Genomic DNA, 11,557 nt, shown 5'->3' on the forward strand with positions numbered 1-11,557 from the left:
CTAACCCTTCACTAACAGATGCACAAGTGTCAAAAAATTGCAGGTCGCCGGAGAGAGACGTTCATGAGCCAGGGTGTTGAATTCAATCGATTGATGCTGGACATGCGCTCCATGCAAATGGATGCCATGGCTCAACCCAAATCGGCCGTAGCCGCGCCGGAAGTCAGCGGCAGCAGCTTTTCCGATTTGCTCGGCAATGCCATCAACAAGGTCAACGGCGTGCAGGCGGCGTCGAACCAGCTGTCCACCGCATTCGAAATCGGCAAGAGCGGTGTCGACCTGACGGACGTCATGGTCGCCTCGCAGAAAGCCAGCGTCTCGTTCCAGGCCTTGACCCAGGTGCGCAACAAGTTGGTCCAGGCGTATCAAGACATCATGCAGATGCCGGTCTAAGGGTTAGGGACGTAAATAGTCATGGCAGAAGTTCTCGCCGATAACGTACCGGCCAAGTCCGGCCCCGCAGACGGCAAGCCGCCGCTGTTCGGGTTGTCCTTTCTGGAAAATCTTTCCGAAATGACCATGCTCCGTCAGGTTGGCCTGATGGTCGGCCTGGCGGCCAGCGTGGCGATAGGCTTTGCCGTGGTGTTGTGGTCGCAGCAGCCTGACTACCGCCCCCTGTATGGCAGCCTGGCCGGCATGGATGCCAAGCAGGTCATGGAAACCCTGGCGGCGGCGGATATTCCCTACACCGTCGAACCGAACTCCGGCGCGCTGCTGGTCAAGGCCGATGACGTTTCCCGTGCTCGCCTCAAGCTGGCCGCCGCCGGCGTGACGCCGAGCGATGGCAACATCGGTTTCGAAATCCTCGACAAGGACCAGGGCCTGGGCACCAGCCAGTTCATGGAGGCGACCCGTTATCGTCGCGGCCTGGAAGGCGAACTGGCGCGGACCATTTCCAGCCTGAACAACGTCAAGGGTGCCCGTGTGCATCTGGCGATTCCAAAAAGCTCGGTGTTCGTGCGCGATGAGCGCAAGCCCAGCGCCTCGGTCCTGGTTGAACTGTATTCCGGTCGCTCCCTGGAGCCCGGGCAGGTGCTCGCCATTATCAACCTGGTGGCCACCAGCGTTCCGGAGCTCAACAAGTCGCAGGTCACCGTCGTCGATCAGAAGGGCAACCTGCTCTCCGATCAGGCGCAGAATTCCGAATTGAGCATGGCCGGCAAGCAGTTCGATTACAGCCGGCGCGTGGAAAGCATGCTCACCCAGCGGGTGCACAATATCCTGCAACCGGTGCTGGGCAACGATCGTTACAAGGCTGAAGTCTCCGCCGACGTGGACTTCAGCGCGGTGGAGTCGACCTCCGAACAGTTCAACCCTGACCAGCCAGCGCTGCGCAGCGAGCAGTCGACCAGCGAACAGCGCACCGCCAGCAACGGTCCGCAAGGCGTGCCGGGGGCCCTGAGCAACCAACCGCCCGGCCCGGCCAGTGCACCGCAGACCACCGGCGGCGCCGGCGCTTCGTCCGGTGCCATCGCGGCCGGCCAGCCGTTGCTCGATGCCAACGGCCAGCAGATCATGGACCCGGCCACCGGCCAACCGATGCTGGCGCCGTATCCGGCGGACAAGCGTCAACAGTCAACCAAGAACTTCGAACTGGATCGCTCCATCAGCCACACCAAGCAACAGCAGGGTCGGGTAACCCGTCTGTCGGTAGCGGTGGTGGTCGATGATCAGGTCAAGATCAACCCGACCAATGGCGAGACTACCCGTTCGCCGTGGAGCGCCGACGAACTGGCGCGTTTCACCCGTCTGGTCCAGGACGCCGTCGGTTTCGAGGCCAGCCGTGGCGACAGCGTCAGCGTGATCAACGTGCCGTTCTCCGCCGAGCGCGGGGAAGTGATCGCCGATATTCCGTTCTACTCGCAACCCTGGTTCTGGGATGTGGTCAAGCAGGTACTGGGTGTATTGTTCATCCTGGTGCTGGTGTTCGGTGTGCTGCGTCCGGTGCTCAACAACATCACCGGCGGCGGCAAGGGCAAGCAGTTGGCCGGTTTCGGCGGCGACGTCGAACTCGGTGGCATGGGCGGCCTGGATGGCGAACTGGCCAACGACCGCGTCAGCCTGGGCGGCCCGCAAAGCATCCTGCTGCCGAGCCCGAGCGAAGGCTATGACGCACAGCTGAACGCCATCAAGAGTCTGGTAGCCGAAGATCCGGGCCGTGTGGCACAGGTCGTCAAAGAGTGGATTAACGCCGATGAGTAATAACGCCGTCGTCAACCAGAAGCTGACCAGGGTCGACAAGGCCGCGATCTTGCTGCTGTCGCTGGGCTCCACCGATGCTGCACAAGTGTTGCGCCACATGGGCCCCAAGGAAGTCCAGCGGGTCGGCGTGGCCATGGCACAGATGCGCAACGTGCACCGCGAGCAGGTCGAGCAGGTCATGAGCGAGTTCGTCGAGATCGTCGGCGACCAGACCAGCCTGGGCGTCGGTTCCGACGACTACGTGCGCAAGATGCTCACCCAGGCCCTGGGCGAAGACAAGGCCAACGGCCTGATCGACCGCATCCTGCTGGGCGGCAACACCAGCGGCCTGGACAGCCTCAAGTGGATGGAACCGCGGGCGGTGGCGGACGTGATCCGTTATGAGCACCCGCAGATCCAGGCGATCGTCGTGGCTTACCTCGACCCCGACCAGGCCGGCGAAGTGCTGAACAACTTCGACCACAAGGTGCGCCTGGACATCATCCTGCGGGTCTCCTCGCTGAACACGGTGCAACCGGCGGCCCTCAAGGAGCTCAACCAGATTCTCGAGAAGCAGTTCTCCGGCAACTCCAACGCCGCTCGCACCACCTTGGGCGGTATCAAGCGTGCCGCGGACATCATGAACTTCCTCGACAGCTCGATCGAGGGCCAGTTGATGGACTCGATCCGCGAAGTCGACGAGGACCTGTCGACCCAGATCGAAGACCTCATGTTCGTCTTCAACAACCTGTCCGATGTCGACGACCGCGGTATCCAGGCGCTGCTGCGCGAGGTGTCTTCCGACGTTCTGGTGCTGGCGCTCAAGGGCTCCGACGAAGGCGTCAAGGAAAAGATCTTCAAGAACATGTCCAAGCGTGCGGCGGAACTGCTGCGCGACGACCTCGAAGCCAAGGGTCCGGTTCGCGTCAGCGACGTGGAGACCGCGCAGAAGGAAATCCTTACCATCGCCCGCCGTATGGCCGAAGCCGGAGAAATCGTGCTCGGCGGCAAGGGCGGCGAAGAGATGATCTAAGGATCAAGCCATGACTGATCCAACCGATCTGATCCGCGCCCGGGACGTGGGCGGTTTCGACCTCTGGTCGCTGCCCAGCTTCGACCCGCATGTCGAGGTGCCCGAGCCCGAGCCGGTGGAAGAAGCGCCGGCCGAGATGGAAGAAGTGCCGCTGGAAGAAGTCCAGCCGCTGACCCTCGAAGAACTTGAAAGCATTCGCCAGGAAGCCTACAACGAAGGCTTCGCCGTGGGCGAACGCGAAGGTTTCCACAGTACCCAGCTCAAGGTCCGCCAGGAAGCCGAAGTTGCCCTCAGCGCCAAGCTCAAGGCCCTGGAAGCGCTGATGGGCAATCTGTTCGCGCCCATCGCCGAGCAGGACCGGCAGATCGAGCAGAGCCTGGTGGGCCTGGTCGAACACATGGTCCGCGAGGTTGTCCAGCGCGAGCTGAGGATCGATTCCAGCCAGATCGAGCATGTCCTGCGCGAAGCCCTCAAGTTGTTGCCGCTGGGCGCCGATAATGTGCGCCTGTACATCAACCCCCAGGACTTCGACCAGATCAAGGCCCTGCGCGAACGCCACGAAGCCACTTGGCGCATCGTCGAGGACGAGGCCCTGCAGGCCGGCGGGTGCCGGATCGAAACCGAGCACAGCCGGATCGATGCGACCATTGAAACCCGTATCAGCAAGGCCATCGCGCAGTTGTTCGATCAGCTCCACGAGCAAGCCCTGCACCCGGCGCTGCCGGACATGGCCCTGGAGTTGGAGGAGGCGCTGATGACGGCTCCCGAAGCGGACCTGTCCGATGCGTCTTGAACGCACCAGCTTCGCCAAGCGCTTGAGCGGTTATGCCGAAGCCATCGACCTGCCCGGGCAGCCGATCCTCGAAGGACGCCTGTTGCGCATGGTCGGCCTGACCCTCGAAGCCGAGGGCTTGCGCGCCGCCATGGGTGCACGCTGCATGGTGATCAACGACGACAGCTATCACCCGGTGCAGGTCGAGGCTGAGGTGATGGGTTTTTCCGGTGGCAAGGTGTTCCTGATGCCCGTGGGCAGCGTGGCCGGCATTGCGCCAGGTGCCAGGGTCGTGCCGTTGGCCGATACCGGGCGCCTGCCGATGGGCATGAGCATGCTCGGGCGGGTGCTTGACGGCGCCGGCCGTGCCCTTGACGGCAAGGGTGGGATGAAGGCCGAAGACTGGGTGCCGATGGACGGTCCGACCATCAACCCGCTCAACCGCAACCCTATCAGCCAGCCGCTGGATGTGGGTATCCGCTGTATCAACGGCCTGTTGACCGTCGGTCGCGGCCAGCGTCTCGGCCTGTTCGCCGGTACCGGCGTGGGCAAGAGCGTGCTGCTGGGCATGATGACCCGCTTCACCGAGGCCGACATCATCGTCGTCGGCCTGATCGGCGAACGGGGGCGTGAGGTAAAGGAATTCATCGAGCACATCCTCGGTGAAGAAGGGCTCAAGCGTTCGGTGGTGGTGGCCTCGCCGGCGGATGATGCGCCGCTGATGCGCCTGCGCGCGGCCATGTACTGCACGCGAATTGCCGAGTATTTCCGCGACAAGGGCAAGAATGTCCTGCTGCTCATGGATTCCCTGACCCGTTTCGCCCAGGCCCAGCGCGAAATCGCCCTGGCCATCGGCGAGCCGCCGGCGACCAAGGGTTATCCACCCTCAGTGTTCGCCAAGTTGCCCAAACTGGTGGAACGGGCCGGTAACGCCGAGGCCGGCGGTGGCTCGATCACCGCGTTCTACACCGTGCTCTCCGAAGGTGACGACCAGCAGGATCCGATTGCCGACTCGGCGCGGGGGGTGCTCGACGGCCATATCGTCCTGTCCCGGCGCCTGGCCGAGGAGGGCCATTACCCGGCGATTGATATCGAAGCGTCCATCAGCCGGGTCATGCCGGCGGTGGTCAGCCCCGAACATATGAGCCGCGCCCAGCACTTCAAACAGCTCTGGTCGCGTTACCAGCAGAGTCGCGACCTGATCAGCGTCGGTGCCTATGTCGCCGGCGGCGACCGCGAGACCGACACCGCGATTGCCTTGCAGCCGGCGATGGTCCAGTACCTGCGCCAGGGGCTGAACGACAATGTCAGCCTGGGTGAAAGCGAGGCGCATCTGGCGTCGGTGTTCGCTCCCGCGGCCGGCGGTTAATCGATCATGGCCCAGAGTCGCGCCGCACGCCTGGCCCCGGTGGTCGATATGGCCGAAAGCACCGAGCGCACCGCGGTCCAGCGTCTCGGCTATTTCCAGGGGCAGGTGCGGGTTGCGCAAAACAAGCTGGAAGACCTCGAGCGCTTTCGCCTCGAATACCAGGAACAGTGGATCCAGCGTGGCAGTCTCGGGGTCTCCGGCCAATGGCTGTTGGGCTACCAGCAGTTCCTCACCCAGCTGGATACCGCGGTCGGTCAGCAGCGCCAGAGCCTGGCCTGGCACCAGAACAACCTCGACAAGGCGCGCGAAGCCTGGCAGCAGGCCTATGCCCGGGTCGAAGGCCTGCGCAAGCTGGTACAACGTTATGTCGACGAGGCGCGCCAGCTGGAAGACAAGCGTGAACAAAAGTTGCTGGATGAGCTTTCCCAGCGTTTACCGCGGCAGAGTCCGTATTGATCTGCAGGAATTTTGACGCTCACGGTTGCCCTACCTTCGGCGGGGTGCTAAACCTTGTACACGTCGCCACTGACAAGGAAGCTGGATCATGGCTGTAGTCGCAGAAGTATCGCCCGATGGCGCAAAATTGACGATCTCGATCAAGGGGCGTTTCGATTTTGGCCGGCATCAGGAATTTCGTGAGTCTTACGAGGGACTTGCCAAGAAACCGTCGTCCATTGTGGTCGATCTGAAGGAGGCGACCTATCTGGACAGCTCCGCGCTGGGTATGTTGCTCTTGTTGCGCGATCACGCCGGTGGTGATCATTCCGATGTACGGGTGATCAACAGCAACTCGGACGTGCGCAAGATCCTCGCCATTTCCAATTTCGACAAACTCTTCGACATCGGCTGACCTCATGCAGTCGGGAGCGGAGTCGCTGACGGTATTGATCGCCGAGGATGGCGCGGCTGATCGGTTGCTGCTCTCGAGCATTGTCAGGCGTCAGGGGCATGGGGTGCTGACCGCCAGCAATGGCGCCGAGGCCGTTGCCCTGTTCGAGGCGCAGCGGCCACAGCTGGTGCTGATGGACGCGATGATGCCGGTGATGGACGGTTTCGAGGCGGCGCGCCAGATCAAGGTGCTGGCCGGTGAGTCGTTGGTGCCGATCATCTTCCTGACCTCCATGACCGAAGTCGATGGACTGGTGCGCTGCCTGGAAGCTGGCGGCGACGACTTTCTGGAAAAACCCTACAACCAGGTGATCCTCGGGGCCAAGATCAAGGCCATGGACCGCCTCCGGCGCCTGCAGGACACCGTCCTGCAACAGCGCGACCTGATTGCCCGGCACCATGACTACCTGCTCAACGAGCAGCGGGTGGCCAAGGCGGTGTTTGACAAGGTGGCCCACTCCGGCTGCCTGAACGCGCCGAATATCCGCTATCTGCAATCGCCTTATGCGCTGTTCAACGGCGACCTGTTGCTGGCGGCCTATACCCCGGCCGGCGACATGCACGTGCTGCTCGGCGACTTCACCGGCCATGGCCTGCCGGCGGCGGTCGGGGCGATGCCACTGGCGGAAGTGTTCTACGGCATGACCGCCAAGGGCTATGGTCTGGCGGAAACCCTGCGGGAGATGAATGCCAAGCTCAAGCGCATCCTGCCGGTGGACATGTTCTGCTGCGCGACCTTTCTCTGCCTGAGCTCGCAGCGCCAGGTGGTGGAGGTGTGGAATGGCGGCATGCCGGACGGCTACCTGCATCGGGTGGCCACGGGAGAGCGTCAGCCACTGGTGGCGCGCAACCTCCCCCTGGGGGTGCTGGGGGCCGAATCGTTCGACCACCGCACCGATGTCTACCCCATGGCTCAGGGCGACCGGGTCTTCCTGCTCTCCGATGGGGTGATCGATACCTGCGACAGCGACGAACAGTTGTTTGGCGTGGAGCGCCTGCAGCAGGTTTTTGCTGCCAATCGGGAGCCGGATCGCCTGTTCGAGGACATCCAGGAGGCCTTGCATCGCTTTCGCGGCGAAGCCCGGGATGATGTCAGCATGGTCCAGGTCAGTCTGCCGGCGCCGACGCGGCAATTGCCGAACGCCATGATCTATTCCGACAGCGGTGAATCCTGTCCTCTGGACTGGTCGGTGAGTTTCGAGTTTCGCGCGGCGACGCTCAAGCGCTTCAATCCGTTGCCGTACATGTTGCAACTGCTGATGGAGGTGCATGGTTTGCGCACGCAGAGCGGGGCGCTCTACAGCGTTCTCGCCGAGCTTTACTCCAACGCCCTGGAACATGGTGTCCTCGGCCTGGATTCGAGCCTCAAGCGCGATGTGCGGGGATTTGCGCAATACTATGAACAACGCAATCGGCGTCTGCTCGAACTGGAAGAGGGATTCGTCCGTGTGCGCCTGCAGGTGATCCCGCAAGGCGAGGGCGGTCGCTTGAGCATACAGGTCGATGACAGCGGCAATGGTTTTGACGTGACCAAGGTGATGGAACGGCCCGTGACGGTCGACCGGCTGTCGGGGCGCGGTGTGGGGCTGGTGCGTCGGCTCGGCCGCAATGCCTTTTGGTCGGACAATGGGCGCAGTGCCCACGTGGAGTTTTCGTGGGAGGCTCAGGCATAATTCGTGGGTTTTAAGCAGGGAGCGATCAAGTGAACAACGATATGGAGCATCTGGATCGCGATGCACTCAGTGCATTGCAAGACATCATGGAGGATGAGTATCCGCTGTTGCTGGATACCTTTCTGGAAGATTCGAGCAAGCGCCTGGGGCAGTTGCACCAGGCGAGCAATGCTGCGGACCTCGGAGCGGCGGCCCACAGTTTCAAGGGCAGCAGCAGCAACATGGGGGCGTTGCGCCTGGCCGAGCTTTGCCGGCAGTTGGAACTGCTTGCCGGGCAATTGCCGTTGGCCGGTGTCGAAGAGCTGATCAACCAGATTGACCGTGAATATGCCGTGGTGCGGCGCTTTTACGAGATCGAGCGCGAGCGCTTTCCCGTCAGGCCTTAGCCTCGAAGGGCGCGCGCCTGAGTCGTTCGGGCAAAGATGGCCCGAACCTTGCTGTTGTTCCCTGCACTGTACTTACGACCCCTGTGCAGCGGAGACCGTACCAATGTCATTCGTCCCTAATTCGCTCCTCCAGGCCAACGCTGCCGTCAAGCCGCAGGCGGACTCTGTCATTCCCCCGTCGGCCGTTGTCGCGCCGCCCAAGGACAATGCTTTCAGCTTTGCGCAGGTCTACCGGAACACCCAGAGCAATCCGCTCACGGCCGCCTTCAATCCGCCCAAGCCGATGGCGGACAAGGCCCCGGTAGCGCCGTCGAAGCCGGACGCGCCGGCCAGCAAAGCCAATAACCAGGATGCCGCCCCACAGTCGGCGGTTGCCGATAGCGGCAAATCCTTGCCTGCCGACAAGTCGACCAAGGTGGATGGCAAGACGGCGACCGCCGATGACAAGGGGGCCTCTGACAAGACCGCGGCCGATGGCACGACGACCTCGACCGATACGACGAAGCCTGGCGACAAGACGGCTTCCGGCGATGACACCACTACCACGACGACCGATACGCCCGTCGCCGTGGCGACGCCGGACCCGACCGTTGACCCGGCCGTGCTCCAGGCTGCCGCGACCTCAGCGACCCCGGCTCCGGCAGCCCCGGTCGACCCGGCCCAGGCACCGTTGGCGGCAGCGGTCAGCGCCGCGGCCAAGCCGGCTGTCGTGACGGCTCCGGTTGCTGGCGATAATTTCGATCCGGCCTCTGATCCGCTGGATAACCTGCCGGCGGTACGCCTGGCCATGGAGCACGGCGGTCATGTATCGAGCGGTAGCCAGACCTCGGCGAAATCCGGCGACAACACCAATATCGACGCCACCGATTCGACACTGGCACAGAATCAGGCCAGTAACGTCGTGACAATGCTTGATCAGAAGACCGATCCCGGCAGCAGCGACCAGGGCGGCGACAAATCCTTCAAGACCCTGATCGATGACGGTCTCAAGGACATCAAAAGTGCTTCCAGCGATACCCGGGTCGATGACTTCGCCAATCGCCTGGCGGCCCTGACCCAGGCGGCCACGCCCAAGACCGCGAATGCACTACCGGTCAACCAGCCGTTGGCGATGCACCAGAGCGGCTGGAGCGAGGAGGTGGTCAATCGGGTCATGTATCTGTCCAGCGCCAACCTCAAGTCGGCGGAGATCCAGTTGCAGCCCGCCGAACTGGGGCGCCTGGATATCAAGGTGAACATGTCGGCCGATCAGCCGACGCAGATCAGTTTCATCAGCGCCCACGCTGGGGTGCGCGATGCTCTCGAAGGTAACATGCCGCGTCTGCGTGACATGCTGCAACAGCAGGGCCTGGGGCAGGCTGATGTCAGCGTTTCCGACCAGGCCCGTGGTTGGGCCGGCCAGGGCCAGGGGGCGCAGCAGCAACAGCAGCAGGCGCACAAAGGCCGCAGCAGTGGCGGTAGCCTTGGTGGCGACAGCCAGGATGACCTGTCGATTGCCGCGGTCAGCGAAGCGACGGCGGTCAGTTCCAGTGTGGTGGTGGGCTCCAGCGCGGTCGACTATTACGCCTGATGTCGCACTAAACCTGCGGTGTACTTGGGGTTTTTCGGTGTGCGCCACACTGTAGGCGCCGGCTTGCCGGCTCCTACAGGTACCGCCGTATTTCAAAGGCTGTATTTCCCTCATGCCCGATCTGGCATAACACTTGCTCCTGCCTTGCCGTGCGACTATGAAAAATCGAATAGTGACGGATTATTGGCATGGCGAAGAGCGAAGCAGCGGTAAAAGAACCCGGCAGTAAAAGCAAACTCAAGCTGATCATCGTCATTGTGCTGGGCGTGCTGCTGGCCATCGGCTTGTCGGTGGGCGCGACCTGGTACTTCATGCACAATGCCCAGAACAAGCCGGCAGCGGCGCCGGTCGAAGCCGCCACCAGCGGCAAGCAGCCTGCGATTTTCGAGCCCATGGCCCCGGCCTTTGTCACCAACTTCAAGGATGCCAGCGGCCGCCAGCGCTACATGCAGGTGAGCATCACCTTGCTGGCGCGTAACCAGGCCGACCTGGATGCCCTCAAGGTGCACATGCCGGTGATCCGCAACAACCTGGTGATGCTGTTCTCCGGTCAGACCTACGAAACCCTCGCGACTCCGGTCGGCCAGGAACTGCTGCGCCAGAAAGCCACTGCCAGCGTGCAGGAAGTGGCGCAGAAGGAAGTCGGCAAAGTGGTGATTGAACAGCTGCTCTTCACTAACTACGTATTGCAGTAGGATCACGACATGGCCGTGCAGGATCTGCTGTCCCAGGATGAGATCGACGCCCTCTTGCATGGCGTCGATGACGGTCTGGTACAGACCGAAACCGCTGCCGAGCCCGGCAGTGTCAAAAGTTACGACCTGACCAGCCAGGATCGCATCGTCCGCGGACGCATGCCGACCCTGGAAATGATCAACGAGCGTTTCGCCCGCTACACCCGCATCAGCATGTTCAACATGCTGCGCCGTTCCGCTGACGTGGCGGTCGGTGGCGTCCAGGTGATGAAGTTCGGCGAATACGTGCACTCACTCTATGTCCCTACCAGCCTCAACCTGGTGAAGATCAAGCCGTTGCGCGGCACCGCCCTGTTCATTCTCGACGCCAAGCTGGTGTTCAAGCTGGTGGACAACTTTTTCGGCGGTGACGGCCGCCACGCCAAGATCGAAGGCCGTGAATTCACCCCCACCGAACTACGGGTGGTGCGCATGGTGCTGGAGCAGGCGTTCATCGACCTCAAGGAAGCCTGGCAGGCGATCATGGAAGTCAATTTCGAGTACATCAACTCGGAAGTGAACCCGGCCATGGCCAACATCGTCGGTCCCAGCGAGGCAGTGGTGGTGTCGACCTTCCATATCGAACTCGACGGCGGTGGCGGCGACCTGCACGTGACCATGCCGTACTCGATGATCGAGCCGGTGCGGGAAATGCTCGACGCCGGTTTCCAGTCGGACCTGGACGACCAGGACGAACGCTGGGTCAAGGCCCTGCGCGAAGACGTGCTCGATGTGGCCGTGCCGCTCAGTGCCACGGTCGCCCGTCGGCAGTTGCGCCTGCGGGACATCCTGCACATGCAGCCCGGTGACGTGATTCCGGTGGAACTGCCGGAAGAGATGGTGATGCGTGCCAATGGCGTGCCGTCGTTCAAGGTCAAGCTCGGTTCCCACAAGGGCAACCTGGCGCTGCAAGTGATTGAGTCGATCGGGCGCCGCTAGGGTGCCGGTCAG

At 62.6% G+C, this 11,557-nt stretch carries 12 protein-coding genes; all 12 read left to right on the top strand.

Going from position 1 to position 11,557, the window contains the following annotated elements; translation table 11 throughout:
* Positions 1-63 precede the first annotated feature (63 nt).
* The 12 genes from fliE (at position 64) to fliM (ending at position 11,545) form a co-directional block, all read left to right on the top strand.
* Positions 64-393, top strand: coding sequence for a flagellar hook-basal body complex protein FliE (fliE, locus tag M5B99_RS01440; protein WP_248802296.1), 330 nt, complete (start codon positions 64-66; stop codon positions 391-393).
* Positions 394-414: 21 nt separating this feature from the next.
* A complete protein-coding gene (fliF, locus tag M5B99_RS01445) occupies positions 415-2,202 on the top strand; it encodes a flagellar basal-body MS-ring/collar protein FliF (protein ID WP_248802297.1) in 1,788 nt (595 codons plus the stop codon).
* Entirely contained in the window at positions 2,195-3,214 is a 1,020-nt protein-coding gene (gene fliG / locus M5B99_RS01450; RefSeq protein WP_248802298.1) for a flagellar motor switch protein FliG, read from the top strand. Before fliF ends, fliG begins: the two co-directional genes overlap by 8 nt.
* 10 nt (positions 3,215-3,224) lie before the next feature.
* Positions 3,225-4,007 carry a flagellar assembly protein FliH gene (gene fliH / locus M5B99_RS01455; RefSeq protein ID WP_248802299.1) on the top strand — a complete coding sequence of 261 codons (783 nt, stop codon included), beginning with the start codon at positions 3,225-3,227 and terminating at the stop codon, positions 4,005-4,007.
* A complete protein-coding gene (gene fliI / locus M5B99_RS01460; RefSeq protein WP_248802300.1) occupies positions 3,997-5,355 on the top strand; it encodes a flagellar protein export ATPase FliI in 1,359 nt (452 codons plus the stop codon). The genes fliH and fliI overlap by 11 nt, the downstream gene beginning before the upstream one ends.
* Positions 5,356-5,361: 6 nt before the next feature.
* Positions 5,362-5,811 carry a flagellar export protein FliJ gene (gene fliJ, locus M5B99_RS01465; RefSeq protein WP_248802301.1) on the top strand — a complete coding sequence of 150 codons (450 nt, stop codon included), beginning with the start codon at positions 5,362-5,364 and terminating at the stop codon, positions 5,809-5,811.
* A gap of 88 nt (positions 5,812-5,899) precedes the next feature.
* Positions 5,900-6,205: an STAS domain-containing protein gene (locus M5B99_RS01470; RefSeq protein ID WP_040069840.1), complete on the top strand. Its 306-nt coding sequence runs from the start codon at positions 5,900-5,902 to the stop codon at positions 6,203-6,205.
* Positions 6,206-6,209: 4 nt separating this feature from the next.
* Entirely contained in the window at positions 6,210-7,916 is a 1,707-nt protein-coding gene (locus M5B99_RS01475) for a SpoIIE family protein phosphatase (protein WP_248802302.1), read from the top strand.
* A gap of 41 nt (positions 7,917-7,957) precedes the next feature.
* Positions 7,958-8,302, top strand: coding sequence for an Hpt domain-containing protein (locus M5B99_RS01480; protein ID WP_248802349.1), 345 nt, complete (start codon positions 7,958-7,960; stop codon positions 8,300-8,302).
* 103 nt (positions 8,303-8,405) lie between these two features.
* Positions 8,406-9,872: a flagellar hook-length control protein FliK gene (locus tag M5B99_RS01485; protein WP_248802303.1), complete on the top strand. Its 1,467-nt coding sequence runs from the start codon at positions 8,406-8,408 to the stop codon at positions 9,870-9,872.
* Positions 9,873-10,060: 188 nt separating this feature from the next.
* Positions 10,061-10,567, top strand: a complete 507-nt coding sequence (gene fliL, locus M5B99_RS01490) for a flagellar basal body-associated protein FliL (RefSeq protein ID WP_248802304.1) — start codon at positions 10,061-10,063, stop codon at positions 10,565-10,567.
* Between the two features lie 9 nt (positions 10,568-10,576).
* Entirely contained in the window at positions 10,577-11,545 is a 969-nt protein-coding gene (gene fliM / locus M5B99_RS01495) for a flagellar motor switch protein FliM (protein ID WP_218224102.1), read from the top strand.
* Positions 11,546-11,557: the final 12 nt, after the last annotated feature.

It is taken from the genome of Pseudomonas sp. MWU13-2100 (assembly GCF_023242365.1).
GTDB lineage: Bacteria > Pseudomonadota > Gammaproteobacteria > Pseudomonadales > Pseudomonadaceae > Aquipseudomonas.